Raw genomic sequence first — 25086 nt, forward strand, 5'->3', positions numbered from 1 at the left:
GATGGGTTCAAGCGCGAAGAGGTAGCGCTCGGATAGTCGCAAGCACCTCATCAGCCACTTGGCTGGCAAGATCCGCCTTGCCTTTGGCCATGTGTGCGCGAATCTGTGCCTTGGCCTTGAGGCGCAGTTCGCGAAGCGCCAGCAGGTTCGCTTCAAATTCAGCGGCCTTGGCGAGAATCTGATCCGCCGCCTGCCTGGCTGTGCGCCCTTTTACGACCCAGGCAGAAACCGACAACGGAACGGTTTTTTTCGGGTAGCCCTGATCCTTGAAGGCCTGCGCTTCAAGGGCCGCTTGTTGATATTCCAGGGCGCGTAGGGGATCACCGGCCAACGCGCGACGGGCGCTGTCGGCAGCGGAATCGATCTTGTCGCACAGGCGTTCGCCTTCCTGTTGTATAAGCACACCCGCTTTCTCAACATCCAGCACCCAACTGTCACCGTTCCAGTCATGGGCTGGAGAAGGCCGCGCGGGACGCAGCCCTTCCTCGAACTGATGCAATTCTTGAATGACGTTCATCGAATCAACTCCCAGGAAAAATTAACGTTAACAGCAGCGGAAAAGTTGATTGCAATGCCGTTGGAATAGTCCGATTGCGCAAAGGTCTTGATGCCCATGCTGAATAGCAACTCGTCACTAGCAGCATTTGCGGCCCCAAGGGTATGTTCGGCTTGGTATACCTGCCACAGCGAACGTAGTTCGGAGTGATCAAAACTGGCCGTCAAAGTCGAAACGGTAGTATCGCCAACGACATTGCTGGAAAAAATCAAGGCCGGCGCACCGGCGGAGGACCAACCATCCCAATTACTGGATGTCCCCACCGTGGGATTCAACGAGCAGTAGTTACCACCGAGCCATCCGCCCGGAGCAAAACCAACACTTGTAAGGCCAGTGGGGTGTGGCGTCGGATTACCCACTATCAAACGTGCCGCCCGGGCGTGAGGATCAAGCGGTAGTGAAACCACGCCGCTGCCATTGACGGTCTGTGTCCACAGTAACCGGGCACGGTTGTAGATCAGCCTGACGACAGGTACCGATCCGGGTCCAGCTGTCACTATCCAGGCAATGCAAATGTCTAGCGGGGTCGACTGAAAGCCCCCGCCCGCAGCGCCATTGGCGATACCCTTCAGCCCCTCGGGGGCCGAGTCATGAGGGGCTCCGCGCTGCGTGTAGAAGGTCAGCGTTCCACCGCTCACCTGCGCTCGCAAGAAGTAGCTAGAGGTCGGCAATAGATCGCCGCTGCTCCATGCCTGAGTGGTAAAGGTACGCACTCTGCCCAGCTGTCCCGGCACCACTTCCTGTCCCAGGCCAATCAATACGCCCGCGGGAATCGAAACGCGTCCGCCGCTGGTTGAAACCGCAGAGGGAGTCACCACCAGACGTCCGTCAGTACTGGCCACGGTCGGCATGGGCAGCGAACTTATCGGCAAAGCAGAATCAAGCGTCCATCCCCTGGCCGACACACTGCGAATTGCTTGCAGCAACTGATCATATTTCTGCTCGTCCGGCGTCAGCTCACCCGCCTTGATGACGTTCAGAATTTCCTCCGTCACCCCATTTCCCCAATCCGCCGGAATCAACGACCCCGGCGTCCCGGTCAGCGGGTTTTCATCCACGAACTTCCCATTCACCAGCCCGGCGCTGGGCACACTCTTCGGATAATCCATCTTCTATTCCTTAGTCATAATTGATGTGAACCTTGGTATGCGCCGGTGCACTGCGATGAATCAGGCACTCCAGGGCCGAGCCCGGATTAACGCCAAAACGCTCGCCCCAATAGCTCGCACCAAAACGCCGCCCCAGCAGCAGCCGGCCACCGGTATTGAGGGTCCACATGAACTGCGCCTGCCAGGTGCCAAAATGCGCTTCGCCGAACCGGGCGCGGCCCATGCGCGGCGCCTTCAGTTCAGTGATGGTGGCGTTGGGGTAACCCTGGCTCTTGGCGATTTCCACGTAGTAGGCAATGGCTTGGCTGCCCACCGCCAACAACCGTCGGCGCACCGCCAGACGGCGATCGTCATACAACGGCGTGGCCCCGAGGCACGGATCCGGCAGGTTCATCACCCGCTCCCAGTCCGGCACCAGCTCACTCACGCCCGCCGGATCCATCTCGTTGAGCAGGTCGGCGGCACGGGCGTCGAGGCGGGCCAATTCCTGGGCGATGCCTTGCAGCACGTCGTCCAGCTCCGGTACGTGCTCCGGATCCCATGCCGGGCCGCTGGGCAGCAGGCTGCGCAGTTGGGCCTGGTACTGTTCGGCGGTTCTTATTCCAGCCATGTGCAGCCTCCGAACGTCAGCAACTGATTGCTGGCGGCGACGACATCGGCGACTGGCGCGCTGAGTTTGTGGTCGGTTTCGCCGGTGGCGCTGCTGATGGCTTCAGCGATATGACTGAGCAACAGCGTTTCGCCGAGGCCGGCTTCACGGTTATGCAAGTCGCGCAGTTGGGCCTCGATGGCGGCCCGCACGGCGCTGGTGTCCGGCGTGATGCGCAGCCTGTAGTTCACCGGTACCTGCGTCGGCGCCAGCACGTGCAGCTCAGCGGTCACCGGGCGCAAGGGCTCGATGTAGGCCCGCACGTCTTCCAATTGCTCGGCGTTGGGGATCGGTTGCGGATCGTCGTCCCGCATCACGAACAGGCCGACGGTGCCTGGCCCCAGGTAGCTGCCCCGGCACCACGCACGGGTGATGCCGGGGCACTCCAGGGCCCAGGTTTCATAGTCCTGGGCCGAACCGCCGTGGGGAATCACGCGATAGGAACGGATCACCCTGGCGCGCAGGGACTCAAGGCTTTCCCGGGCAACACCGCCGGTTAGCCCCGGCGCCAGCACGGTGAAGCGATTGTCGATGCCCAGAAGCGGCTGCACCGGTGTCAGCACCAGGCCGGCATCGGCATTGCCCAGGCTACCGGCTTCCAGCGCCGCGACGGTGGCGGTGTTCAGGCCATTGCTGGTGGTGCGGGCGGTGGTCACTTTATAAATGCGGCCATCGGTGGATTGCAGCAGCGTATCGACATCCAGCACGGCACCTGCCGCAGCGCTGAAGCTGACATTGCCGCTGGCTACTTGGGCCGCTTTGCGCGCCTGGTTCAGGCGCAGGGCGGCGATGCGTTCCAGGGTGGACTCATCGGCCTTGTCCGGCAGGATCTGCTCGGCGATCCAGTCCAGGTAGCCATACAGGCCGTAGGCGGCGCCGCCAAGGGTGCGGGCCAACACTTGGGCATCGGACTGGCGCAGCGAATCGCTGGCCAGGTCGCTTTGGGCGCGTTTGATCAGCACCGGCAGCGAAGGGGTTTCAAACGGCATAGGTCACCTGCCAACTGTTATCGGGGTTGATGTCCAGGCGCTCGCCGTCGGCCAGGGTCAGGACCGTGCGCAGGTTCAGGCGCTGGGCGTCGAGGCGTTCGCTGATGATGTCGATGGCACTGCAGTGGCCGTCATCGATCAGCCATTGCAAGGCCTCGCGGGCATAGAATTCGGCGTCGAGCTGGGTCTGGCGGGTCAGCTTGACCCGGCGCAACAGCCACAGCCGCGAGCCGATGCGGTCGTCGGCAACGGTGGGAAAGGTGTCGCCCCACCAGCCGAAACGTTCGTCATCGTCGACGGCATCGTCATCGGCGGCGCGGCGCCAAGTGAACAGGCTGATCAGCACCGAACGGGTCAGCGCGGCGTGCAGGTTCTGGCTGATGAACATCATTGACCTCCCGCCGGCGCGCCGGTCTGGCCGTTGCCGGCCTGTACGCCGACATGCACATGTTTGATCTGGCTGATGCCGCCGGCGATCTGGTCGCCTTGGGAGACGATCTTGCCGGTGTGGTTGATGACCGGGCTGTCGATGTTCACCGCGCTACTGGCGCGGATGTTCAGGGTTGCAGTCTCGATGTCGATGACACGACCGCGCTTGAAGTGGAGCTTGTCGCCTTCGTCGGTGTAGAGCGCCACTTCGCCGGGGGCCAGGGCCTGGAGACGGAAGCGGCGATCGGCGACCACCAGGACCACGGCATGGGAACGATCGCCCCCCAGGAACGTGGCAATGCCCTCGGCACCGGCCAGCGGGTTGCTGGTGAAGCCGTAGGGTTCGAAGTGCTCCATGTCGTCGTTCACTTCGCCGGCGGTGAGGCGCATTTGCAGCGACTGCAACTTGGTGGCCGAATTGGCGAGCACGACAGTGCCGCGCGCCAGGAGGCGGGTCAGTAGGCTCATTGAGGTTTCCTTGAGAATCGGGGACTTGAACGCGGTGTTCGGATCAACGTCTCCATCGGCTAAACTGCCGCCATCGCGAGCAAGGGATCTGTAGTGGGCGGACACTTTGGAGGCGGTCTCGAAGTACTGTGGGAGCGGGCTTGCTCGCGAAGGCGTCGGGACAGCCAATATCGATGCAAGCTGGCCCACCGCTTTCGCGAGCAAGCCCGCTCCCACAAGGAGTTTTGCATTGGGCTCAGGATTTGGGCGGCACCGGGTTGGCGTCGAAGGTATGCGGCGGTGCGACTTGCAGGGTGGTGACGGAGCCTTGGGCCGACAGCGAATACGTCACTTTGGAAATCAACATGTCACCGTCGAATCCCAGCACCGGGTCGATCACCCGTACCAAGGTGTTGTGCCGCCACAAGTCACCATTGGCCTGGCGCCAGCCTTGCACGCGGTAGGTGGTGGTCAGGGCCTTGCCGCTGCGGATGGCGCTTTCCCAATCGGCCCGTTGCTGGGCCAGTTCGAAGGTCAATTGCGCGCTCTCGCTGATCACCGTCACCCGCTTGCGCTTGAAGCCTAGATCGGTGGCGGTGCCAGAGACTTCACTTACCGCCGCCCCGCTCTGCTGATCATTGCCCTTGTGCTGGCCGATGACCCGGTATTCGGAGAACACCTGGCTATAGTCCATCGGTGCGTTGCCCGACAGAATGTTCTTGCCCAGTTCCAATACATCATTGGCCCGCCCACCGCTGCCGGGTTTGGCCAGCAACACACGCCCTTGCGCGTCATCGGTGGAAAACACTCGGAACAACGTCAGTAAACGGTCGATGGATTGGAAGACCGTTTCCCCCGGCACGATGCTGTGTTCGCTCAACCGCGCGGTTTCAGGGATCTCGCTGACAACCCCCACGCCGTATTGCGATGCCAGGGCCTGGACGATGCTCAGCAGCGTTTGCCCGCGCCATTGAGTCGGACGGTTGATCGCCGCGCAGTCCACCAGGTCCTGGGTTTTGGAACCGCCTTCAATGCTCAGGCTGATCTGCCGGCCGTCATAGCTGACCGGTGCCTTGAACACATAACCGCTGAGGACTAGGTCGGCACCAATGCGCACCTGGCATTCATCGCCCGGACGGATCGGCACCGCTTGGGTCTGCCCCGGCCATTGCCAGGTGATATCGAGTTTGAAGGTGCGGAACTGGCGCTCCAGGTCCGCACTGATTTCCACGCTTTTCCAGCCGCCGTAATCCAATCCGCCGACGGTAAGCGAGACAGCGTTGTCGAGCTCGTTCATGGCTTACTCCCCCGAGACTTTCAGGTCATTGGGCGGCAGGAAACCAGGATGGGCGACGCCGTTACGCTGGGTCACTTCCGTCACCCGGGTGGCATCGGCGAATTGCTGATACGCCACTACCAGCGCCGGCAGGCTTTGCTTGAACGACAGGTTGATCAGCCTGACGCCTGAAGACGCCACCGCCGTCAGGTGCGCGGCCATTTGCTGGCGCAGGTTGTTCATCGCCTGGTAGTGCTCCGGATCAGCCTTGAGGGAGGCCTGCCAGATCGCATCGTTAAGGCCATCGCGCAGGGCCAGCACATCGTCGGCCACCGGCACGTCCCGGCGCCGGACCGGTTGCACGGCCTGTTGCGCCACCGACGGCGTGGCGCCCAACTTGACCGCAGGCGCTGCTACCGGCATCGCCGCAATCCATTGCGCGGCTTGCACCAGCAGCGTGTCCTGCACCAGGTCGGCCACGGCCTGGGCCGCCGCCGTGGTGTCCTTGCCCGTCGTGAGTTTGGGCGCGTCGGCCTTGCGAATGGCCTCCACCTGTTGCGACACGCTGGCGATCACGCCGCGATAGCCGTCACGGGCAAAGTCCTTCAGTTCCCGAATATCGCCCAGCAACCCTTTGAACTCGGCCACCACCTCCTTAGGCAACGTTTTCACCGCCTTGACCAGATCGCTGAGTTGCCGATAGGTCTCGATCAACGGCTTGAGCTCCTGCTCGATCACGCCGTAGATTTCCTTGAGGCTGTTGCGCAGGTCAGCGATGCCGATCCGTGCGGCCTTGATCAAGGTCATGGCGTCTTCGAAGCGCCGCACCGCCGAACCGAGGAAGCTGTCGGCCGAAACCAGCAGCAGTTTCTGGCTATTGATCGTGGCCGAAGGGAATTGCAGCGGCTGGTCGGGGTAAAACTTCAGGGCGAACGTCACCAGCCCGCCGTCCTGACGGGTCTGGGTCATGTCGCACTCGCCGACCTTGACCTGCAGGCGCCCCAGCCACGGATGCACCAGTTCACCGCTGCCCTGCTCCAAGGCCTTGAGCAGCTTGTCGCGCTGCTCCAGGCAATCGGGGCCGACGATGAACGCAGTCAGCTCATGAGTCTTCGCCTGCTGGCCGAGCCCCTCGAAAAACGGCTGGTCACGCTGTGGATATTCATGCAACTGGCCTTTGTGGCCGACCGGGGTTTTCGCCTGGTCGACCCAGAACCCGACGCCTCGAAACGACGCCGGCAACAAACGATCACGCCAGCTCATTGGAGCCTCCTGTGGACAGTGAGCGATAGCCGATGCGCGAACTCACCGCCAGGGCCGGTTGATTGGTCTGTGGTGGGTCGGCGCGCAACCCGGCCGGCGCATTTTCGAAGCGCACGGTCAGGCCGCCTTCGAGTTGCGTACGATTGTTCGCCGCGCTTTGTTGCACCAGGGCGCTGGAGGTTTGTGGCAAGGTACCCGGCGCCAGCGAGGTCTTCGCCGGAACGTTGGCGGATGCTGGCGCCAGGCTGGACGACAGGCCCGGAGGCTGCTCGTTGGACGCGCCAAAAAACGCCGGCGCCAGCTCACCTTTGCCTTCGGCGTTGGTGGCGCGCTGCGCCTCGGTCAAGCCCTCGACCTTGCCGGTGAACGAGGTGATCATCTCGCCGAAGCCGCCGTTGAAAAACGCCTTGATCGGCGCGATCACCGCCTGCAACTCGTTCCACCACTGGCTGAACCACTCGCCCACCGGCCCCCACTGCTTGACGAGACCCTCGATGGGTGACCAGTCGAACAGGCCGCTGAACACCGCCAGCATGATTGACACCTGGTTGCGCACGCCCTCCCAGATCCCGGCGAAGACTTCACCGATCGTGCCCCAGTTGGCCATGATCAGTCCCAACGGCGTCCAGTCGAACAGGCCTTTCAAGGCGTCCATCACCGGCACGGTCAAGGCCTTGAGCAGGTCCCAGATCGCCGCGAACAACCCGGTCAGGGGCGCCCAATTGGCAACGATCAAGCCCAAGGGTGACCAGGCGAACAACGTCTGCATGAAACCGATGACCGGCGTTGCCGCCGCCACGATCACATTCCAGAGTGCGCCAAAAAAGCTGCTGATCGGCCCCCAGTTGCTGATCACCTGCCCCATCGGGGTAAAGGCGAACATCGTCTTGAAGAACTCGACCATCGGCAGGACGATCGGCGCAAGCCTCTGCCAGAGTCCGGCGAAGAACGCTGAAATCGGCTCCCAATGGGCGATGATCATCCCGGCCGCCAAGGCGATGCCCATGGCAATCAAGCCGATGGGGTTCATCTTCAAGGCCAGGTTCACCACTTCGAACGCCTGGCTCGCGCCGCTGACCGCCATCTGAATCGCGTTGAACGCCACGACGCCATTCGCCAGGCCCTGTACCAGTTGCGGGTTGTCCTGCAGCACCTGGGCCACGCCGCTGACCATGGGCTGTAAACTGACCGCCACTGCGTTGACCGCTGGCCCCAAGGCCGAGCCGAACTGCACCGACACGTTACTGATGGAAGTCTTCAATCCATCCAGGTTCTGTGCCGCTACACGGGACGCTTCAGGGGCCTGGACGGCGCTGGCCGCCGCGCTCGCGGCGCCCGCTTCGTCCTTGAAGGCCAGCGCCGACTTGAGCCCGTCCATAAAGGGCTGGGCCAGGCCGCCGCTGGGCAACAGACCGGAAATATCCAGGCTGCCCAGACCCGTGGCGTCGAGGTTCTGCTTGAAACTCGCGACCTTCGCACGAAGGCCGGCGAGCTTGGGTGACAGCTCGTCGATGCCCGTCAGCAGCACCGCTTTTCTCTCTACCTTTTGTGTGTCTGCCATCACTGCACCTGCTGCATCGCATTGATCCGTTGCGCGTGCTCCAGAGATTCGCGGAGCACATCCAGTGGCCTGGCCATCATCTGTTCGGGGTCAACCTTCCAGAACCAAGCCAGGTCATAGGCGGCGGCGATCAGGTCGCCGATGGCTGCGACGCCGCACTCATGAAAAAACTCGCGACGGCCCAGCTCAGGGCGTTGAGGTCAGCCAGGTCCAACTGGTTGACCGACGACGGTGGGATGCCGGCGCACACCGCGATGTATTTGGCCGCGACGTCCATGTCCAGGCTCACCTCCTCGCTCTTGTCGATCTTGTAGGGCAGCGCCTTGATCGCCCGGACCTCTTGCACCGTCGGACGGCGCAGGGTGAGTTCGCTCAGCGGCTCGCCGTGGGCCTCGATGGCCACGCGCAGCGTCACGACATCGGTCATTGCCAAGTCCCCTTGATGCCTTCGAATTTCAGCTCGATGGTGGCGTCGTCACCCTTGGACACCGGCTCTTCCACCAGGTAGGCGCCGGCCAACACATAGACCTTGCCGTTGTTGAATTCGCAGGTGACGGTCATGTCGGTGCCGGCGACCAGCTGCTTGAGCGGGAAGTCCGCGGTGTGCAGGGCCGTCACCTTGAAGGACGGGGCGATGTCGGTTTCCTTGTAGAAACCCGGTACGACGGTTTCGCGTTTGGTGAACATCAGTGGCGCTTCGCAGCCGCCATTGATGGTCAATTGAGCGCCGTCCACTTTGACGTAGCAGGTGCCCGCAATCAGTTGACCCATGGTGTTTCTCCCTTCAAATAAAAAGCCCACGCAAGATGGGCTGAATGCATGCGACTGAGTGCTACCGTCAGGCGGCGTCGTCGTATTGCAGGCGGAATTGGTTGAGTAGCGCGAACACCCGCAGGCCGTTGATGTAGTCCGGTGGGAACAGCACATTGACCCGGCTCGGGTCCTGGCTGTCACGCTCGACGACCAGGTGTTCGGCGAACAGTTCGGCGTTTTCCACGTGGCCTTCCAGTTCGAGCTTGGCGTATTGCGCGATCAGTTCGCCGCGGATGGTGCTCGGGGTCACGATGGGCTGGCCGGCGCCGAAACGGGTACCGTCGGAGGCCAGTTTGTGGCGGCCGTACTTGCTGGTGATCACGCTTTGCAGACGGCGCACGATGAACGCCGACTGGTGCATGGTTTCGCTGTCCAGGTAGGAGTTGTCAGCCTGGCCGAAGGCATTCTTCTGATACGTGGTGATGGAGCGCTGGATGCGTACGTAGCCACCTTCGTAATATGCCGTGGCGATGCCATAGTTGAGCAGCGACTGGCGCTCGGTCAGGGTGAAACGCTCGCTGGCCGGTGCCGGGTCCAGGCCTGGCAGGCTGCCGCTTTGGGTCGGACGGCTGGCGTCGGCGGAGATGAACACCGCCGTGCGAGCCGCCAAGGCAGCGGCCTGGACCCAGAACGGTTGCGGTACGCCCAGCTCCAGGGCCTGGAGGGTCATGTGCTGGTCGTTGCGCGCCTGTCCGGCGGCAACCAGGGTACCAATGGTGCCGCGCTTGGCGCTGTAGACATGGCCGAACAACTGCTTGGCCCAGGACCAGCGGCCGGTGTTGTCGTCCATGACCGCTTGCCAGGTGTTGAGGCTCGCCACGTCGGACCAGGGCATGGCGATGAATTCGAAAGGCTCGTCGCCCAGGGCCGCGACGGCAGCGGTCTGGTCCGGCACACCGGCGCCCCCGGTCATCGCGTTGATGGCAGTGGTCAGCCCCGCCGGGGTGTCTTCGCCATTGCTCTTGCCCAGGCGATTGAACTGCAGGCTGATGTCGTTGCCGCTGTCGCCGGTCCATTTGGCGCTGAGCGTCACGACGCCTTCGGCGGCCACAGCGGTCACCGGCAGGTCGGCGGCGGCGTTGATTTTCAAGGCCAGCGCAGTGGCGGCCTGGGCCGCCGTGGCACCGTTGACGATGGCGGCCTGGACGCGCACACCGCCGACGTACAGGTTGAGCACACCGCTTTCAGTCGCGGTGCCGGTGAAGGTCAGCACGCCCTTGGCGATGGCGCCTTCGACGTTGTGCAGCGGCAGGCACCAGATTTCACCGAGCGGGTCGGTCTTGCGCCAGGTTTCGTACATCGAGGCAAGCATCGAGCCTTGCCCGCCGATGTTCTTGGCCAGCGCGACGCTGGACACCAGCACCAGTTTGCCGACATCGGCCGGGGCGACATTGTCGTTGACCTGGGCGACGATCAACCGGCGCATGGCCGATGACGCACTATTGGCCGCCGAGTTGTCCATTTCGGCGTAGAACAGCGGAACACGAATGTCCGCGGGAATGTTGCTGAATCCGATCGCCATTATTTGGCTCCCTGTGGTTTGGCCGCTTTCACGGCTTTGGTAGTGATATCGCCATCGGCCAGACGTCGACGCCACCAGGCGTTGTCCGGCACTTCACGGCCCTCGAGGGGCAACAGATCGCCCGCTTCCGGGTCCGGTACGGCACGGCCCGGGGCCGGCAGCACGGTGATGCGTTTGCTCATGGGGTTACGTCTCCAGAGAAAGTCAGTTCCACGCGCCCGTCGGGGCCGGGACGTTTCAGGTTGGGGTCCGCCGGGTCGATGGCATCGACCCGCACGGTGGCCCCGGTAAAGGACGACAAGCCGTCCAGTTCACGCTCGTGCCAGCTTTCGGCAGGCTGGCTCGCCAGATTGCGGCCCAGCTGGAACTCGGCGAAAAAACGCAGCCGGTACACCACACGGCTGCTGTTGAGGGAAACCAGCTCACCGCCGTCGTACTCGATGCCGGTGTACTCAGCGCCCGGCTTGAACCCCACCAGCGCCCGCCACAGTTCGGCCCGCAGGTCGTGCAACAGATCCAGCGCTTTTGTCGCGTCAGTGGCGTCGAGCACCAGCACGGCATCGAAGCGATCACGCACCGCTTGCAGCGTGACGTTCTGAGCCGCGCTCTTGCTGGCGATGTCGGCGGTGGGCAGGACATAGGCGCAGGGGGTTTGCAGCGGGGTCTCGGCTTGCAGCGTGGCGAGGTCAAAACATGCGGCCACACGCTGGGCAAGCGTCGGACATTGCTCACGCAACTGCGTGAGGATCGGTGTGATCTTCATGGGGGACTCCAGTATCTGAAGGTGCGAGTCTCCCCTGTGGGAGCGGGCTTGCTCGCGAAAGCGGTGGGTCAGGCAGCATTGATGTCGGATGTGCCGGCGTCTTCGCGAGCAAGCCCGCTCCCACAGGAGGACTCGGTTGGGCGCAAAGGTATGTGCAACGCTGAACAAAAACTGTGGGAGCGGGCTTGCTCGCGATGGCGGCGTGTCAGTCAGTGCAAATGTTGAATGTCAGAGCACAATCGCGAGCAGGCTCGCTCCCACAGGGACGATGAGGTCAGGCCCTGGCATCCAGGCAGGTCGCGTCAATCTTGCAGCGATAGCTGTTTGCACGGTCACCGGAGGCGGTGACTTTATCGATCGACCAGCGACCACGCATGAAGTCCGGCCAGGAGGGGTCCAGCAGCACGATGCCTTCCGCCGACAGCCCCGGGTTGCCCGGGCATTCGATCTTCACCTTGAGTGCTTCGCGCATCATCCGACGCACCTCCCCTTCACCGGCGGCGCGGGCATCGTTGGCGCTCTGGAAACGTTGGCGCAGGGTCTTGAACGGCGCGATGCCGCTCTCCTCCACTCGCAATGTGCCGGTTGCCGCGTCCCACCAACGGGTCTTGCAACCCTGGTATTTCGCCCGGGCGGTTTCATCAAGGACGGCCGAGATAAAAGCCTGGTCGCCTGGACGATTATTCGTCGTCACCGACAGTTTGATTTGCGGCAGGACTTTGCCCGACAACGACTTCGCCTGACCGCGTCGCGCCAGTACATACAACTCGTTGACCGGCTTGGCGACCGCGTCATAACGGTGAGCCAGGCGCGTCAGGAACCCCATATCGGTTTCGTTGGACTGGTCGATGTGTTCGATCTTAATCAGCGACAAGTCCGGCGCCACACGGGGAGAAAAGCCATGCCTGGAGGTCAATTGACGAAACAGCGCGCCCAAGGTCGTCGGGCCATGGCTGACGGAGCGGCGCTGCTTGAATCCGGTCTGGTCCGCCGCACTGAACGGCGCGGCCATGGCCACCAAGGTCAGGCGCAACGGGAACAGCGTCGGCGTGCGCCGGATAATGACGAACTCGCCCTTGTCCACCAACCCCGACTCCAGATAACCGACCCGCAGACCGATTTTCCCGCCCAGGCTGGGCAAGCCTTCAAGCCCCTCCAGGCTGATCGTCAACGTCAGTTGGTCGGACTCGATTCCCGCCGCATCGACGTGGCTCCAACTGAGCAATCGTTCGTTGAGCAGCGCGGCGTTCGCGCCATAAATTTCCACCGCAGGCGTGAAACCCAATGACATGTCGCCTCCTTAATCCCAGGCCGAAACCGGTGGGGTTGCCACGGGTTTGAGGTCCACTTCCGGCAAGACAACCCATACGCCCGCCGACAATACCGGGCCCCATTCAGCCAACTCCGGATTGAGCAGCCAGAGCGCCTCCTCGACGATATCGTCACAACGCTCCAGCTCTCGGTACAGCAACAGATTCACCGAGTCACCGGCGATACTTCGAACCCTACGCATTGGCGAACTCCATCAATTCAACCACCCAGCCGACCACCATCGCCGTGCCGTCATCGATGATTTCGGTCTGGGTTTCCGTGACCTTGTTGATCTGCCACAGACCCCAGTTGCGACCGATGCCATCGACCAGCGGCAGCGGGATGCGCTGCGCCTGCAATGCGCGCAGCTCATCGAGACGATCCATGGCAGTCGCGTACATCGACTTGCCCGTGATCGTCAGCCCTTGCAGGCCTTGGCCGATCTGGCTGGACTTGGGTTTACTGGTGAGAATGTCGATGCTTTTCCAGCCACCGTCCGACGTGTGTACCAACTGGTGGTACGCAAACTTTCTCGACAGCCCAAAGATGAAACTGCCGAGTGCCATTTGTTGACGCATCACGTACCTCCGTCGGTCAGGGCGGCGTCACTGCGCATGGCCAGTGGGCTGGGCATGGTCGTTAAGCCGAATTGGCCCGAGAGCTGCTGCACGACCAGGTTGGCCAACTGACTGGCACTGGCCTGATCCTGGCCGTTGATGTAGATGTTCGCGGTCATGGTGTTCTGCTGTGTGGTTGTCTGGGTGCTGGCCAGGTCTTTGCTGATCTGGTCTGGAGCGGCGAGCCTGTCGGCGGGGGCGACGAGTTTTTCACCCAGGGACGCGCCGACATCGCTCCCCAGCCAGCCGCCCAGCAGCCCGCCAATCACCCCCCCGATGGCAGTGCCGATCACCGGAACGACACTGCCCAAAGCGGCACCGGCCGCAGACCCCGCAGCAGCGCCTGCCCAGCCGCCACCCGCGGCTCCGAGGCCTGCGCCCATCATCCGTTTGTCGCCGGTCAGCACACCCTCGGCCACATCAGCGACGGCGCCGACGGCTTTCAATGGGCCGGGTGCGTTGCGCGTCATCGAGCGTAATGAGGCCGTGGGCCCGAATGAAAAACGCCCTGCGCCTCCCCGCGAGCCTCGTGTACTGACGCGTATTTTCGGCCCTCTCGTGGATTCGGGACGCTGGCTGGCATTGCTTGTATCCAGCTTGTCCCCAGGAGGATTTTTCCTGAAGTCCTCGGAGATCACCTCGCCCAGTCGGCCGGGAAGGTGCGGAGCGGCCTTGCCCAACACCCGCTTGGCCACCTGATTGGACATCTCATCCGCTACGGCCTTGAGCAGCGCCCCCACCAGCGGTTTGATCGCCGCCCCCAGCAGCACAATGGCCGCGGTGGCTTTAGGGGAGGACTCAGCCAACTCACTCAGGCCATCGGTCAGCGAGCCCAGCCACTGAAACGAGTTGTCCGCCACAGGCATCAGGGCGTTTCCCGTGGTCACCGACAAACGCTCGTTACGGGCATTGAGGATGTTCAACTGGCCTTGCCGGGTGTTCGACAGCGCCAACGCGTCCTGCCGCACCGAGCCGTCGTTGCCCAATTGCGACGTGGCGTATTGGCCTGGGTCTTTCACCTGCGAGAAGGCGGCGTTCACATCGGGCAGTTTCTGCGCCATGCGCAGCACCGCCTCATCGCCATTGCCGAATAGTGTGGCGGCAAGGGTCGAGCGCTTTTCGGCCGGTTGCGCGTTCAACGCCGCCAGCACCGTCATCACCGTGCCAGGCGCGGTGTCCTTATCACGCAAACCGCTCGCCACCGCCTTGGGCTCCAGGCCCAGCTGTTTCCAGGCCATTTGCTCGGTGGCGGAAGTCTGGTCAGCCTTGCCCAGGGCCGTCGTGAAACTATCCAGCGCCACACCGGCTTCAGCTTGTTGGGTACCGGTATTGAGCAACGCCGCCGTCAACGCTGCGGCTTGTGCAGGGGCCAGGCCTGCCGCCGTCGCCGCCGCACCGTCACGCTGCAAGACCGCACCGATCTCAGCCGGTTTCGCCCCATCGGGTAGCTTGCCCAACTGGTTGGCGGCATCCGCCAAGTCAAAGGCTTCGGCACCGCTGAGCTTCATGGAAATGCGCCAGTCGGCCAGCATTTCGGCGGCCTTCATGGCCGGCATCTCGAACGCCGTTGCAGTGACGCCAGCGTCCGAGGCAAAACGCGACAGTGCCAACTGCCGCTCAGAGGCATCGTGCACATCGCTACCGATGCCTTTGCTGGCCGCCAGGCTTTGCATCCTCACCACTTCAACCGCCGTGGTGCCCCTGGCCGCCACCAGCGGTGCGGTGGCGATCTGCTGGGTTGACTCAGCCACCTGTTGAACCTGGCGCGGCCCGAATTGGGTGGCCTTTTTCAGATCGGCCATGGCCGAATCCATCGCTATCGCGGGTTTGAGCAACGCCGGTGGTTCGATACCGCCACTCGGCTTGCCCTTTGGCTCACTGGCCGACTCGCCCTTGGCGTCGGCGCCCATCGTTTGGGAAAGCAATCGTTGCGCCGACAGCTTCACGGTCAGCGACTCGATTGCCGTGGTCAGCAGGCCGAGCTTGAGCCCGAGTGTTTCCAGCGCCAGATCGAGGCTTGCCAGTTGATCCCTGGCGAACGCGCCTTGCGCCGACACGCCACTGGTGAGGCTGGTATTACCGAACGCCAACCCACTCTCGTTGAAGGCTGCGTATTTGAGCGAATATCTATCGTCCGCCATCCCGCTCTACTCCTGTTTCACGCCAAGGCGAGTGATCGCGATGTCGTAGCGGCGCAAGGCCTTGCCGGCGTCCCACTCCAGGATTTCCGCCTCACTTACCGAGTAAATGAGCGGCACCACATCGAGGATCACTTCGATGTCGCGCTCCGAAAGAAGTCCGCCGGTTTGTTTAAAAAATCGTCGATGCGCACCTGCAACTGGGTCCAGTCGGGCACGGTCAGCCGGTCGAGATCGGGAATCATCAGGCCGGTGCAATGGGCGGTGATGAACTCGGCGCGTTCCTTGGCCGTCTTCAGTTTTTTCATCGCCTTGGTGGCCCGCAGCACCGGCATTTCCAGGGTCAGCGAAGTCATGCTGCGCCCCGCGACGTCGAGCGGTTGCAGCAGCTGTACCTGGTCAGGGTCGGCGGGTGCGCCGGCCACCTGTTCCAGGAAGTGGGACGTCGGAAGGGTGGACATTTCATGCACGTATTGCGCAATGCTCACGTAGTCCGGGCGCTTGAGCTGGTCGAGTTCCTTGACCGACAGCCCCGTGGCCAGTTTGGCCAACTCGAAGAACTGATCGTCTTCGTCATCGCCGGCACGGGCCAGGGCGTCTTTTTGCGCGGCGTAGTACAGCGGCTTGAGGGTGAGTTGCTCGATCTGTGTTTCGTCGTCACCGGTGATCGGCGACAGCAAGACGTGAACGGGAGGCGTCCAGGACATGGAATCAGTTCCTTGATGAATACTGGGAAGGCGCAACACGGGGCAGTAATCGCAAATCTCTGGCTGGGCGGATTCCCCTGTGGGAGCGGGCTTGCTCGCGAAAGCGGTGGGTCAGGCAACATTAATGTTGGATGTGCTGGCGCATTCGCGAGCAAGCCCGCTCCCACAGGGACTGCGTTTAACTGACCGGCATTGCGAGTACTGCGGTGTTTAAGGCAACAACACCGCACGGCGAGCATCGCCGAGGATGTCGACGCCGTTGAGCACGAACTTCTGGGTGCGTACGTCGATGTCGATCACCGGGACGCCGTTTTCCAGGCGGTTGTAGGTGCGGCAGGACAGATCGAGGATGGTCTTGGGCTTCTCGTTCATTTTCAGCGTCGTTTCCTCAAGGGACTTCAACTTGCCGCCCACCGTGTGGTAGGTGAACCAGGTGTTGCCGTCCTGATCCTGGCCGGCTTCACGCACGTTTAGCAGAATGTCGTCGCCCACACTCACGCCCAGCGCCAGCATGACTTCCGGACCGAGGCCTTGCAGTGTCAGCTTGGCCGTCAGCGCTTTGCCGGCCTTGGCCATCTCCTCGCCAATGAAACGGCCGCCACGCATCTCTTCCATCTCGAATTCGATCTTCGGCGGGGTGAAGTCTTCCACGGTCGCCGACAACGGCAGGCCCTGCAGGGTGGCCGCGATGGCCTGTCTTACGCGGTTGGTAAACATTAGAGAACGTCCTCCAAGAACTGCTCGATGATTTCATCGCGGGCATTGAGTTGATAAATCATGTGTTCGTTCGGCGCGTAGCGGCCGTAGTCGATGACCACGTACCAGGTGCCGTTCTTGTATTTCTCGACGCTGTTCAATTCCGGGTGCAGGTACACGCTGCCGCCCGGGATGGTTTCGTCGGCGACCAGGGTTTGCAGCCAGTCGTTGATGCGCTTGACCTCCTGGTCCATGAACGACTTGGTCAGGTTCTTGGCCATGGCTTTCTGGCCGGCCTTGACCAGCTTGCGGCTGATGGCATCTTCCAGGCCGACGTAGCTGATGAACTTGCCGGTGATGGAGCGGTTGCCCAGCAGCGAGAAGCCGCCGAGGATGGTCCGGGCGTAGTAGCTGACGCCGTAGCGGTTGAGCAAATCGCCTTCGGTGGAGGTGTCGAGGATGTTGTATTCGACGGTGCGGGAAACGTCTTCGGCGTAGGTGACCTGGTTGCCCGGGCTCTCCCATTGCTTGACCTTGGCGAGGGCCGCGATGGCCAGGCTCGACGGCGCCAGGAAGACGTTTTTCTTCGCGGCCTTGGAGTACACCGCCGGCATGTTGTGCACCACCAGGCAACGGTCGAAACCGAGGTCCGCGCCGCCCAGTTCCTGGCTGTAGGTCACCTGGTCGGCGACCGCGGCGTCCTTGCCATCGAGCACCACACGGGCCTTGATGCGCTTGCCGAACGAGGCGAACTCGCTGGCCACAGCCTTGGTGCCGGTGAAGCCTGGCGCGCCGATGATGGTCAGGTCTTCAGCGACCCCACTCAACGCGGCCAAGCCCAGCTTGCGCCCGGTCTGCGCCTCGATACCGCCGATCACATTGTTCTGCGTGTCGGCCAGCGTGGCGCCCTCTTCGACGATGACCACGTACACCGGCACCTTGACCACCTTGAGGATCTGGTAGACGGCATGGAACAACGTCCCCGCTTCGGCACCGGTCGGGTCCAACTGGGCCTGGGTGGTGAAGCTGTTGATGCGGAATGGGGTGTTTTTCGGAATCAGCGGGTTGGCATTCGGCGCGGTGCCGACCAGCCCGACGACGTTGTCACCCAGGCCACCCATGGCCTCGGGAGATTCAGTGGCATTGACGGTAATGCCGTTGTGCTCGAAGTTCAAAACCTCAGCCATGGTTATTCAGCCTTCTTGGTGGCGGCCTTTTTGGCCGGGGTGGATACGGAGACCGATTCGCCGGCCTCGGTTTTTTTCAGCTCCAGGCGACCGGCACTGCGCAAGGCGTTGGCCTCGACGTCGAGCAGGTCGAGTTCCTGGCCGGTGGTCGACCAGTGACCACCGCCGATGGGGAATGGGAGGAGCACGGTGTAGGTTTGGCGTGGTGCCATTTTTTTGGTTCTCCAGATACGAAAAAGCCCCTTGAGAAGGGGCTGTTGGGTGTTGGACGGATAAGAAAACGCCCCGTCGGGGCGGGGCGTTTATTGGGGCTGTTTAAGCAGCCAGGACGGTGTTATCGGACGGTGATCGACCAACGGGAACTCTTTCCGCTCCGGCCAGTTGCGTAGCGTTCGTCGATACGTTTGAAGCTCCGAGTACTGTTCGACAGAAAGAGTGGTCTCTCGCCCCTCCTCCAGCTCGTCTCGATGCCGGGCAACCATGCCATCGGTCACAACAAGCTGGCCGTCACGCCATACACGCTCAATCGCTGCTAAAGACTCAGGCGACTGTTCAGGTGGATTGACAAGTATTGGATAACCATCTTCGCCACTTGAAATCCGCTTCCCTTTGGACTGTCCCTCAAGAAGCTCCATATGTCGCTCTTGGGTTATTTCGACTACATCTTCGGGGATCTGAGCAGCAGAGTGAATGGAGTCATCGTAGAAACCACCCGTTGTCTTGCTTGAAAAAAGAGTCACGTTCTCACCTCACACTCACAGTCCCTGTATCCAAGACTGATAAAGTAGTTTTATTTTGTTAGGAGTTCCTTATCCTGAATGTCAGTAACCGATGGCAAACAGGAAGATGGCGTCGCCCCCAGTCGCCAACTGACTCGCGATGCTGGCTGATACTTTGGAACTTCCAGATGGATGAGCACCACATGCGTACATGCTGCCACCAGAAGCCGTGGCGTCGTTACTGGCAAACACACGAAACACTGCGTTTGGGAATGCTATCGGGTAAGTCCATGTACCAAATCCGTTTGTAGTCCCGGCAGTGCCCCACTGGATGATCAGACCGCTCGGGAGTCTCTGATAGCCATTGGCCGCGAGACTAGCGCCAAACTGGCTACTGTGTTTGTTAAGGTGAGAACCGCCAACCATTCGCCAGCCTGATCCGACGTTCACAAGAGTGATTGAATCAAGCGCCTCAATTGAAAACGAGGTGATGGTTGAACCCGTTGCCCCTACGTTCGGACCTATGATGTCGGACCCTGCTGCCGCAATAGTGGTATCAGCCACACCGGCAGAAAAATGAATCGTCGCGCCGGTTGGCAGCCCACTGATAGGTGGCAACGTAACAATTTTACCAAGAAGTCCAACGGACCCTACCAGTAGGAAGCCACAATGCGCAGCCGTCAGGCTGATCGTATCGGTAATAGCTATAGCGGCACTAAGATTACCCAGAGCTCGTTGCACAAACAGGTTTGTAGCAAGCTTGTTCGTGTTATCAAACTGAGCCCCTGTTTGAGCTGTAGGCGCTCCTTGGAAAGCTGGGGAATTAATCGGCGCAAACCCTTGAGTGATGTTCTGAAAACTCAGCGCCGTAGTACCTAGCACGATCACACCATCGGTTATCAACTGCCAGATCGTATTAGCAAATGTCGTCCCTTCCTCAACCGAGACAATCAACCCCGAGGTAACCTCGGCACTTGCGTCGGCATCTTTCGCACGAATCCATGCGCTGTTTGCAACCACATAGATTCCATTGTCTTTCGCCAACGTCTGGGCTTTAACAAGCACCCGATCCCCGGCGACGGCGGCCACTCCATCGATCATTTGCGCGCCACTCAAGACAACATTGATGGTCGTCGCCACCCGCACAGACTGTTTCCTGTCGAGCTTGGCAAGCTCATCGGCAACGTAGCTTTGCACCCAGGCCCGCGTCGCCTTGACCACCGTATCGTCAATCAGCAACGTCACCGACTCAGCATTGCTGGTCTCGAAAATCGACCGAATGTAAAACTCTTTCCCTGAACCGGAAGTCGCCAACACCGGTTTGAACGACTCCGGATACTTGACAATCGCATACAAAATCCCGGTATCGGTCCAGAGCCCGGCCTCTCGCACATACCAGCCGCCCACTTCCGGCGGGATGGTCACTTCAGCCAGCAACCAACTCGGGTTTTTCTCATCCTGGAACAGCGCATTGAGCGGCCCACGCCAGACTTCGCGCTTGAGTGCCGTCGCCGTTGCGGCCGGGTTGTATTCCGCGCCGCCGCCGTCACCGACGGAAATCTGCGACAGCTTGATCGGTGTGCCCGCCGCCTTGCAGGCGGTTTCGTAGGCGATCCCCGCATCGGTGAGCAGGGTGTAGTAGTCGGCCATTTAGGACCCCTGTGGATAAATTGTGGAGGTTTCGACGGTGTAGAGCCCGGCGGCCATGAAGGCCTGGCCCGAGGCTTCGAGCCCTTCGATGACAACTGGATAAACCGTGGTCAGTTCGCCGCACAGCGTGGCAGCGCCTATGACGTGGCGGCCAAAGGCCCTCAAGCCGACAGACACCGTCAAGGTGTCGCGCTCGCTCTTGGCATCGGCCAGGCGACGGTCGAGACGGGCGTCGATGGCTTCGCTGTAGGGTTGCTCGGTAAACGCCCTGACGGAAAAACTGTAGGGCGGGCCCGGTGGCGTTTGCTCATACCAGGCGCGTACTTCAGGCATCAGTTGCAAACCCTTGGCGGCATTTTCCAGCGCCTTTCGCGTTCCGGCCTGCCGTGCGGTGGGCCAGGCGAGTTCAACGGTCAGGCGCTTTTCAGTTGCGGGCGCCGCAGAACTCCATTCACTGACCCCACGGTCCGCCGCGAGATACGGCAGGAATGCGAGGGGCGTGGCCGCCGGGTTCATCAGCTCGGGAAACGGCGGATCGATGCGTTCGAGCAACCGGGCGAAACCAAGATCCAGGGCCCGTTCCAGTGGCGAACTGTTGATCGGCAGCAGGCTCAGGCGGGGTGTGTCGTCAGTCATAACGTCTCCACCTCGACCTCGACGCCCGCGCAGTACGGGGCTTGAAAAGCCGTCGTCACGATCGGCTGGAGCGGTTCGAGAATCTCCAGTTGAACCGCGCCGGCACTGTGCAACGTGTAGTCGATCCAGCTCGGGTCCACCCGACCTTCCAGTCGATGACACGCCTCGGCGTATTCCCGCAACTGCTGTTCGGCGGCAACCTGGGTCAAGCCCGAATCCGGGCCGGCATTGATCTTCGCCACGACGCGGATTTTGTAAGGTTTGATCTGCGCGGCCTGCACCATGACCAGATCGGTTTCCGGTCGTACATCAGGCCGAGCGAAGTGCTGGCGAACACCGTTCAGCAGCGCTTCGGACGGTGTGCCATCGCCCTCGCGGGAAAGCACCGTGACCGTGACTTCACCCGGTGCTGTCCGGCGTCCGTTGCCGTCCTTGACTTGCGCGGCGAGACCATCCGGATCGAACGTGTAGGTCACGTTCACGACACCGCCTGCGGTACTCTCCACCTTCACCGTTGGCCGTTCGCCGAGGGTGAAAATCTCCCGCCGATACTGCATGCGCGAGCCGGCTGCCGGGGCGTGGGGCGCCAGGTAGTAACGCAACCGCGCATCGTCATCGCTCTCGTAGACCGGGGGGATAGGCGGGAACGCCGCCGGGTCGCCCGGGTCGAGCAACTGCCGCTCCAAGCCCATGTCCGCGAGGCGGGCATCGAGGTTGGTCCCGGTGGCCCACCACGCTAGCATCTGCTTGATGCGAGCGTTGTATTTGCGTTCGTGGGTTTGCAGCCGGACACAGAACGCCTCGAGGGCCAGGGTCAGCAGTTCGCTTTCGTTTTCGAGGCTGTCCACCAGCTTCGCCGCGCTGGCGGGAGAACGTGCGGCGACGTACTCAACCACGAAGGTTTTGAACTCTGCGAGAAGGTCCTCGAATGCGTCGACGGTGACGATGGCCGGTTCGGCCAGTTGGTTCTGGCCGGGTATCAACATGCTCATGTCACCACCTCGAAAGTCTGTTTGCGGTTTTTCCAGGTGCCGGCAAAACGCAGCAGCAATCCGGCACCGTGCCGGCTGGCGACAATGACCTGCGGCTCGAAATCATCGATGCCATTGTCCGGGTTGTAGAACGCTTGGGCCGCGTGGCTCTGGGCGAGGATCAGCAGGTCGTCGCCGAGGTTCTGCCCCAGCAACTGAGTGAGTGCGCAGCCATACAACGGGCGCTTCTGGCGAGTGCCCAACGGCGTGGTCAATGCACGGGTGGCGCGCTGCACGAACTGCAGCCAGTCGTCGACCGTGGCGCCGGTATTTCGATCGATTCCAATCATGAGGAAATCTCTATGCGGTACTGATGACGCGTCCCTGGTGATCCACCACCGGGCCGCTCAGGTGCACACCGGAAGCGTCGAGCCGAATGCCGACGGCGCCGACTTGCAATTCGATGGCTTCGGCTGTCATCGCCAACCGCGACGGGCCGATGCTCAGTTGGAGGGCTTCACGGGAACCGCTGAATGCCGCCGGGCCGTTTTTCCAATGCAGGACATGGCTGGCGTGGTCATAGCCGTTTTCCGTACCGTCCTGATAGAGGCGCCGCGTCAGCGAAGCCTGCGTCGAGACGGGCGGGAACTGACCGCCGTTGAGGCCGAACAACGCCACCGCCTGCCCGCCGCTCTCGCCGCCGCCATGGTTCAGCAACAGGCACTGCTCGCCCACGGACGGAATCCGCGACTCGCTCTGGGCGCCGGCGCTCGGATTGAAAAAGCGGATCGCCGGTGTCAGCAACCCGCCATGGCTGACCTTGCAGGTGTTGCTGGCCGCATCGACTTCCTGGCAAACGCCGATGCGGCAGAAACTCTCCGCACGCCGATGCAGGTCTTCCAGCTCGGTTTCCATCTGTGCCAGACGCTCGATGATCGGCCCCAGATGCATCTGTAACAGCCCATCGAACATGGCTCAGCCCTCGAGTGCGGTGTATTGATCCGGGTCGTCGATGTTCGACACTTCCCAGGTACGGGCAAATTTCGGGATGCCCAACGGGTCCTCCAGCAGCGTCGGGCCGAGGTACAGGGTTTGGTTGAAGGAAAGGCTCCAGGCGCTGTACACCCGTGCTTCGTGGATGAACGTGGATGCGATGCCATCGATTTCCGTAGGCAGATCGCATTGATCACCGGACAGGCCCCAGCGGTTATCCACGACCAAGTGCTTCAATTCACCGGCCAGATCGCAGGCCTCCCAGCCTGGAACGGCCATGACCACTTGCAGGGAAACCGTCAGGACATGGGCGATACGCCCGTCATTGGCGCGGTTGCCTGACGCATCGCGCTCAATGGCAATCAGCACCCAGGGTTGGTCATCGGTGCCATCGAATTCCTGAGGGCTACCGACTTTCAAGGTGGGGTAAGTGATGCGCAGCGTCTGGGCGATGGCGGCGAACAGCTGCGACGGTTTTTCGATGAGGGCGGGCATTGATCGCCTCCTGGTGTATGGATCAGCGGTGTGGGTTCACGGCTGGTCGGGAGGAAGGTCCCGCGGTGGCACTTCGCAAACGCCGATCCGCTTGGCGACCCAGCGCTCGTAAAGACCGATCGCCACATCGGCACCGGCCATGGCGGTCAGGCAACCCAGGGCGCAAGCGCTCCAGATCGACATGCCGAGGGCATACAACAGCATGGTTGCCGAAACCCCGCAGACCACGCAGGCACCGGAGCGCAGCACCACGCGGCGCAGCAACGGCCAGCCACGGGCGCCCTCCTTGTCAGCGCGCCACATCTCGCCGGACACCCCGCCCACCAGGGCGAGCACGATGACCAGCCAGATCGGCATGTCCAGCAACGCTTGTTGCTCGTTTGTCATGTCTCGTTTCCTGGGGAGTAAGGGTTTGAAGTTAAGGGGCCCAATCGCGCTTATCGAGTGATGAGCATGTCGATGCTGGTCGCGTCGCAGGAGTTGTTGGCCTTCCGGTCGATGACCAGATAAAGCGAAGACGTCGGCGTAACCGCTACGCTATTCAACATAAACGTAGTGCTGCCGCCGTTTGCCAGGCTTCCGGACTGGAGCACGGTGTCGCCCAGGTTGAGCGACCAGCCAATCCCATCCCCGCAGGCGTTATGCAGGTCGTTGACCCGACCCAGCACGTTGATGTTGCCGGTGACAGGACTGGCCCAGCGAAAGATGCTCTGGCTGTTGGTGCCGGGATGTGTGGCTACGTCGCCCTGCTTGAATACGAAACTGGTGCCTGAACCCGTGAAGGTGAAATTTGCGTTGGGAATGGAAATCCAGGCTCCCGTAGCATCGTCCCGCCAGCAGGTGGTCGGCTTGCCATTACATGTCCCCGCCTGGAACGCAGGGAAGAGCGTGTAGTTTGCCGAGGCATTCACGCCCGATTTGTTTTGCATGAAGGACCAGGGCGAACCGGCCGGTGCGGCTTCGGTCATCAGGTACATGTCCCGGGCCAGGTTCCACGACATGGCCGTATCAGCCCAGGTGTTCAGAGATACGAAGGACGATAGAAACGCAGTCGCCAGGAGGATTTTTTTGAGCATTTTCATTTTTCTTACCTCGATGAATGTCATTGGGTACGGAGTGCTGGGTCTCTTCCGCACGCTGTTCGCTCGTCGGCGTTCACTCGAGGCGCAACGGCCTTCACATGATTCAACGTCCCACACCGGGAACATTTGATCTGGAGTTCGGTGTTCTCGCCCATGCGAGCCAGAAGTCGTTTGCAGTGACCGCATCTGAAATCCTTCAGCATTGAAAGCCCTCCATTGGCGGCGGTGATGTGTTTGAACGCACCTCACGGTGCAGGCATTCCAAAAAGCCCGGTCGCCCAGGCTTTTCAGTAATGCGCTTGATCTTTCGGCGCGACTGGCGCGGTACGGATCCATTCAAATTGTTCCTCCGGCCGCGGTCCCTGCCCGCCGGATAACTGCTTCTGGTGCTTTACGCTGCACACCCGGGTCAGTTGCCAACCCTCTGAACCGTTAAGGCCGGTTCATCGCTGCCTGTTGGTGGAACTAAAGAGCTTTGTTGCCAGCCGCTTTGTCGAGCGGCTTGGA

Annotated in this window: 32 protein-coding genes; all 32 read right to left on the reverse strand. The window is 61.7% G+C overall.

Going from position 1 to position 25086, the window contains the following annotated elements; translation table 11 throughout:
* Nucleotides 1–7: 7 nt before the first annotated feature.
* The gene (locus BT125_RS22815) at nt 8–517 is read right to left on the reverse strand and encodes a phage tail protein (protein WP_072410588.1); all 510 of its coding nucleotides are present in this window, start codon (nt 515–517) and stop codon (nt 8–10) included.
* Nucleotides 514–1665 carry a phage tail protein gene (locus BT125_RS22820; RefSeq protein ID WP_072410590.1) on the reverse strand — a complete coding sequence of 384 codons (1152 nt, stop codon included), beginning with the start codon at nt 1663–1665 and terminating at the stop codon, nt 514–516. Before BT125_RS22820 ends, BT125_RS22815 begins: the two co-directional genes overlap by 4 nt.
* A gap of 10 nt (nt 1666–1675) precedes the next feature.
* Nucleotides 1676–2275: a YmfQ family protein gene (locus BT125_RS22825; RefSeq protein ID WP_072410592.1), complete on the reverse strand. Its 600-nt coding sequence runs from the start codon at nt 2273–2275 to the stop codon at nt 1676–1678.
* Nucleotides 2263–3303, reverse strand: a complete 1041-nt coding sequence (locus BT125_RS22830) for a baseplate J/gp47 family protein (protein WP_072410594.1) — start codon at nt 3301–3303, stop codon at nt 2263–2265. Before BT125_RS22830 ends, BT125_RS22825 begins: the two co-directional genes overlap by 13 nt.
* Nucleotides 3293–3691, reverse strand: coding sequence for a phage GP46 family protein (locus tag BT125_RS22835; RefSeq protein ID WP_072387841.1), 399 nt, complete (start codon nt 3689–3691; stop codon nt 3293–3295). The genes BT125_RS22830 and BT125_RS22835 overlap by 11 nt, the downstream gene beginning before the upstream one ends.
* The gene (locus BT125_RS22840; RefSeq protein ID WP_072410595.1) at nt 3691–4200 is read right to left on the reverse strand and encodes a phage baseplate assembly protein V; all 510 of its coding nucleotides are present in this window, start codon (nt 4198–4200) and stop codon (nt 3691–3693) included. Before BT125_RS22840 ends, BT125_RS22835 begins: the two co-directional genes overlap by 1 nt.
* A 235-nt stretch (nt 4201–4435) precedes the next feature.
* Complete coding sequence (locus BT125_RS22845; protein ID WP_072410605.1) at nt 4436–5476, reverse strand: phage baseplate assembly protein; 1041 nt, start codon at nt 5474–5476, stop codon at nt 4436–4438.
* 3 nt (nt 5477–5479) lie between these two features.
* Nucleotides 5480–6718: a DNA circularization protein gene (locus tag BT125_RS22850; RefSeq protein ID WP_072410617.1), complete on the reverse strand. Its 1239-nt coding sequence runs from the start codon at nt 6716–6718 to the stop codon at nt 5480–5482.
* On the reverse strand, nt 6705–8279 hold the full coding sequence (locus BT125_RS22855; RefSeq protein ID WP_072410619.1) for a phage tail tape measure protein: 1575 nt from the start codon (nt 8277–8279) through the stop codon (nt 6705–6707). The genes BT125_RS22850 and BT125_RS22855 overlap by 14 nt, the downstream gene beginning before the upstream one ends.
* 130 nt (nt 8280–8409) lie before the next feature.
* Entirely contained in the window at nt 8410–8706 is a 297-nt protein-coding gene (locus BT125_RS22860) for a phage tail assembly protein (protein ID WP_045155211.1), read from the reverse strand.
* Nucleotides 8703–9050, reverse strand: coding sequence for a phage tail tube protein (locus BT125_RS22865; RefSeq protein WP_003198314.1), 348 nt, complete (start codon nt 9048–9050; stop codon nt 8703–8705). Before BT125_RS22865 ends, BT125_RS22860 begins: the two co-directional genes overlap by 4 nt.
* Before the next feature lie 67 nt (nt 9051–9117).
* Complete coding sequence (locus BT125_RS22870) at nt 9118–10614, reverse strand: phage tail sheath subtilisin-like domain-containing protein (RefSeq protein ID WP_072410621.1); 1497 nt, start codon at nt 10612–10614, stop codon at nt 9118–9120.
* Nucleotides 10614–10796, reverse strand: a complete 183-nt coding sequence (locus tag BT125_RS22875) for a DUF2635 domain-containing protein (RefSeq protein WP_003198311.1) — start codon at nt 10794–10796, stop codon at nt 10614–10616. Before BT125_RS22875 ends, BT125_RS22870 begins: the two co-directional genes overlap by 1 nt.
* Nucleotides 10793–11377, reverse strand: a complete 585-nt coding sequence (locus BT125_RS22880; RefSeq protein ID WP_072410623.1) for a phage tail terminator protein — start codon at nt 11375–11377, stop codon at nt 10793–10795. The genes BT125_RS22875 and BT125_RS22880 overlap by 4 nt, the downstream gene beginning before the upstream one ends.
* Before the next feature lie 274 nt (nt 11378–11651).
* A complete protein-coding gene (locus BT125_RS22885; RefSeq protein ID WP_072410625.1) occupies nt 11652–12668 on the reverse strand; it encodes a contractile injection system protein, VgrG/Pvc8 family in 1017 nt (338 codons plus the stop codon).
* Between the two features lie 9 nt (nt 12669–12677).
* Nucleotides 12678–12890, reverse strand: coding sequence for a tail protein X (locus tag BT125_RS22890; protein ID WP_072410627.1), 213 nt, complete (start codon nt 12888–12890; stop codon nt 12678–12680).
* Nucleotides 12883–13266, reverse strand: coding sequence for a phage tail protein (locus BT125_RS22895; protein WP_072410629.1), 384 nt, complete (start codon nt 13264–13266; stop codon nt 12883–12885). Before BT125_RS22895 ends, BT125_RS22890 begins: the two co-directional genes overlap by 8 nt.
* Entirely contained in the window at nt 13266–15446 is a 2181-nt protein-coding gene (locus BT125_RS22900) for a phage tail tape measure protein (protein ID WP_072410632.1), read from the reverse strand. Before BT125_RS22900 ends, BT125_RS22895 begins: the two co-directional genes overlap by 1 nt.
* Nucleotides 15447–15574: 128 nt before the next feature.
* Nucleotides 15575–16150, reverse strand: a complete 576-nt coding sequence (locus BT125_RS22905) for a phage tail assembly protein (protein ID WP_072410642.1) — start codon at nt 16148–16150, stop codon at nt 15575–15577.
* A 210-nt stretch (nt 16151–16360) separates the two neighbouring features.
* Nucleotides 16361–16867 carry a phage major tail tube protein gene (locus tag BT125_RS22910; RefSeq protein ID WP_072410645.1) on the reverse strand — a complete coding sequence of 169 codons (507 nt, stop codon included), beginning with the start codon at nt 16865–16867 and terminating at the stop codon, nt 16361–16363.
* Nucleotides 16867–18033, reverse strand: a complete 1167-nt coding sequence (locus BT125_RS22915; protein WP_072410647.1) for a phage tail sheath protein — start codon at nt 18031–18033, stop codon at nt 16867–16869. Before BT125_RS22915 ends, BT125_RS22910 begins: the two co-directional genes overlap by 1 nt.
* 2 nt (nt 18034–18035) lie before the next feature.
* The gene (locus tag BT125_RS22920; protein ID WP_072410649.1) at nt 18036–18245 is read right to left on the reverse strand and encodes a hypothetical protein; all 210 of its coding nucleotides are present in this window, start codon (nt 18243–18245) and stop codon (nt 18036–18038) included.
* 90 nt (nt 18246–18335) lie between these two features.
* On the reverse strand, nt 18336–18773 hold the full coding sequence (locus tag BT125_RS22925; RefSeq protein ID WP_072410651.1) for a phage tail protein: 438 nt from the start codon (nt 18771–18773) through the stop codon (nt 18336–18338).
* Nucleotides 18774–18854: 81 nt separating this feature from the next.
* Entirely contained in the window at nt 18855–20402 is a 1548-nt protein-coding gene (locus BT125_RS22930) for a phage tail protein (RefSeq protein WP_072410653.1), read from the reverse strand.
* Nucleotides 20403–21038 (reverse strand): phage tail protein I, encoded by a 636-nt coding sequence (locus tag BT125_RS22935; RefSeq protein ID WP_072410655.1) that lies wholly within the window; start codon nt 21036–21038, stop codon nt 20403–20405.
* Entirely contained in the window at nt 21035–22030 is a 996-nt protein-coding gene (locus tag BT125_RS22940) for a baseplate J/gp47 family protein (RefSeq protein WP_072410657.1), read from the reverse strand. Before BT125_RS22940 ends, BT125_RS22935 begins: the two co-directional genes overlap by 4 nt.
* Nucleotides 22027–22359 carry a phage baseplate protein gene (locus BT125_RS22945; RefSeq protein WP_014336817.1) on the reverse strand — a complete coding sequence of 111 codons (333 nt, stop codon included), beginning with the start codon at nt 22357–22359 and terminating at the stop codon, nt 22027–22029. Before BT125_RS22945 ends, BT125_RS22940 begins: the two co-directional genes overlap by 4 nt.
* Before the next feature lie 10 nt (nt 22360–22369).
* Complete coding sequence (locus BT125_RS22950; RefSeq protein ID WP_072410660.1) at nt 22370–22981, reverse strand: phage baseplate assembly protein V; 612 nt, start codon at nt 22979–22981, stop codon at nt 22370–22372.
* Between the two features lie 3 nt (nt 22982–22984).
* The gene (locus BT125_RS22955; protein ID WP_072410662.1) at nt 22985–23497 is read right to left on the reverse strand and encodes a hypothetical protein; all 513 of its coding nucleotides are present in this window, start codon (nt 23495–23497) and stop codon (nt 22985–22987) included.
* 36 nt (nt 23498–23533) lie between these two features.
* Nucleotides 23534–23884: a phage holin family protein gene (locus BT125_RS22960; protein WP_025212143.1), complete on the reverse strand. Its 351-nt coding sequence runs from the start codon at nt 23882–23884 to the stop codon at nt 23534–23536.
* 50 nt (nt 23885–23934) lie between these two features.
* Nucleotides 23935–24579 (reverse strand): hypothetical protein, encoded by a 645-nt coding sequence (locus BT125_RS22965; RefSeq protein ID WP_072410664.1) that lies wholly within the window; start codon nt 24577–24579, stop codon nt 23935–23937.
* A 20-nt stretch (nt 24580–24599) separates the two neighbouring features.
* Nucleotides 24600–24782 carry a Com family DNA-binding transcriptional regulator gene (locus tag BT125_RS22970; protein ID WP_072410666.1) on the reverse strand — a complete coding sequence of 61 codons (183 nt, stop codon included), beginning with the start codon at nt 24780–24782 and terminating at the stop codon, nt 24600–24602.
* Nucleotides 24783–25086: the final 304 nt, after the last annotated feature.

This window comes from Pseudomonas sp. NFACC04-2, assembly GCF_900119265.1.
In the GTDB taxonomy this organism is placed as follows: Bacteria; Pseudomonadota; Gammaproteobacteria; order Pseudomonadales; family Pseudomonadaceae; genus Aquipseudomonas; species Aquipseudomonas fluorescens_AA.

Coding starts and splice junctions, on each gene's coding strand:
- BT125_RS22815 (WP_072410588.1), bottom strand. CDS start 517: ATGAACGTCATTCAAGAATTGCATCAGTTCGAGGAAGGGCTGCGTCCC.
- BT125_RS22820 (WP_072410590.1), bottom strand. CDS start 1,665: ATGGATTATCCGAAGAGTGTGCCCAGCGCCGGGCTGGTGAATGGGAAG.
- BT125_RS22825 (WP_072410592.1), bottom strand. CDS start 2,275: ATGGCTGGAATAAGAACCGCCGAACAGTACCAGGCCCAACTGCGCAGC.
- BT125_RS22830 (WP_072410594.1), bottom strand. CDS start 3,303: ATGCCGTTTGAAACCCCTTCGCTGCCGGTGCTGATCAAACGCGCCCAA.
- BT125_RS22835 (WP_072387841.1), bottom strand. CDS start 3,691: ATGTTCATCAGCCAGAACCTGCACGCCGCGCTGACCCGTTCGGTGCTG.
- BT125_RS22840 (WP_072410595.1), bottom strand. CDS start 4,200: ATGAGCCTACTGACCCGCCTCCTGGCGCGCGGCACTGTCGTGCTCGCC.
- BT125_RS22845 (WP_072410605.1), bottom strand. CDS start 5,476: ATGAACGAGCTCGACAACGCTGTCTCGCTTACCGTCGGCGGATTGGAT.
- BT125_RS22850 (WP_072410617.1), bottom strand. CDS start 6,718: ATGAGCTGGCGTGATCGTTTGTTGCCGGCGTCGTTTCGAGGCGTCGGG.
- BT125_RS22855 (WP_072410619.1), bottom strand. CDS start 8,279: ATGGCAGACACACAAAAGGTAGAGAGAAAAGCGGTGCTGCTGACGGGC.
- BT125_RS22860 (WP_045155211.1), bottom strand. CDS start 8,706: ATGACCGATGTCGTGACGCTGCGCGTGGCCATCGAGGCCCACGGCGAG.
- BT125_RS22865 (WP_003198314.1), bottom strand. CDS start 9,050: ATGGGTCAACTGATTGCGGGCACCTGCTACGTCAAAGTGGACGGCGCT.
- BT125_RS22870 (WP_072410621.1), bottom strand. CDS start 10,614: ATGGCGATCGGATTCAGCAACATTCCCGCGGACATTCGTGTTCCGCTG.
- BT125_RS22875 (WP_003198311.1), bottom strand. CDS start 10,796: ATGAGCAAACGCATCACCGTGCTGCCGGCCCCGGGCCGTGCCGTACCG.
- BT125_RS22880 (WP_072410623.1), bottom strand. CDS start 11,377: ATGAAGATCACACCGATCCTCACGCAGTTGCGTGAGCAATGTCCGACG.
- BT125_RS22885 (WP_072410625.1), bottom strand. CDS start 12,668: ATGTCATTGGGTTTCACGCCTGCGGTGGAAATTTATGGCGCGAACGCC.
- BT125_RS22890 (WP_072410627.1), bottom strand. CDS start 12,890: ATGCGTAGGGTTCGAAGTATCGCCGGTGACTCGGTGAATCTGTTGCTG.
- BT125_RS22895 (WP_072410629.1), bottom strand. CDS start 13,266: ATGCGTCAACAAATGGCACTCGGCAGTTTCATCTTTGGGCTGTCGAGA.
- BT125_RS22900 (WP_072410632.1), bottom strand. CDS start 15,446: ATGGCGGACGATAGATATTCGCTCAAATACGCAGCCTTCAACGAGAGT.
- BT125_RS22905 (WP_072410642.1), bottom strand. CDS start 16,150: ATGTCCTGGACGCCTCCCGTTCACGTCTTGCTGTCGCCGATCACCGGT.
- BT125_RS22910 (WP_072410645.1), bottom strand. CDS start 16,867: ATGTTTACCAACCGCGTAAGACAGGCCATCGCGGCCACCCTGCAGGGC.
- BT125_RS22915 (WP_072410647.1), bottom strand. CDS start 18,033: ATGGCTGAGGTTTTGAACTTCGAGCACAACGGCATTACCGTCAATGCC.
- BT125_RS22920 (WP_072410649.1), bottom strand. CDS start 18,245: ATGGCACCACGCCAAACCTACACCGTGCTCCTCCCATTCCCCATCGGC.
- BT125_RS22930 (WP_072410653.1), bottom strand. CDS start 20,402: ATGGCCGACTACTACACCCTGCTCACCGATGCGGGGATCGCCTACGAA.
- BT125_RS22935 (WP_072410655.1), bottom strand. CDS start 21,038: ATGACTGACGACACACCCCGCCTGAGCCTGCTGCCGATCAACAGTTCG.
- BT125_RS22940 (WP_072410657.1), bottom strand. CDS start 22,030: ATGAGCATGTTGATACCCGGCCAGAACCAACTGGCCGAACCGGCCATC.
- BT125_RS22945 (WP_014336817.1), bottom strand. CDS start 22,359: ATGATTGGAATCGATCGAAATACCGGCGCCACGGTCGACGACTGGCTG.
- BT125_RS22950 (WP_072410660.1), bottom strand. CDS start 22,981: ATGTTCGATGGGCTGTTACAGATGCATCTGGGGCCGATCATCGAGCGT.
- BT125_RS22955 (WP_072410662.1), bottom strand. CDS start 23,497: ATGCCCGCCCTCATCGAAAAACCGTCGCAGCTGTTCGCCGCCATCGCC.
- BT125_RS22960 (WP_025212143.1), bottom strand. CDS start 23,884: ATGACAAACGAGCAACAAGCGTTGCTGGACATGCCGATCTGGCTGGTC.
- BT125_RS22965 (WP_072410664.1), bottom strand. CDS start 24,579: ATGAAAATGCTCAAAAAAATCCTCCTGGCGACTGCGTTTCTATCGTCC.
- BT125_RS22970 (WP_072410666.1), bottom strand. CDS start 24,782: ATGCTGAAGGATTTCAGATGCGGTCACTGCAAACGACTTCTGGCTCGC.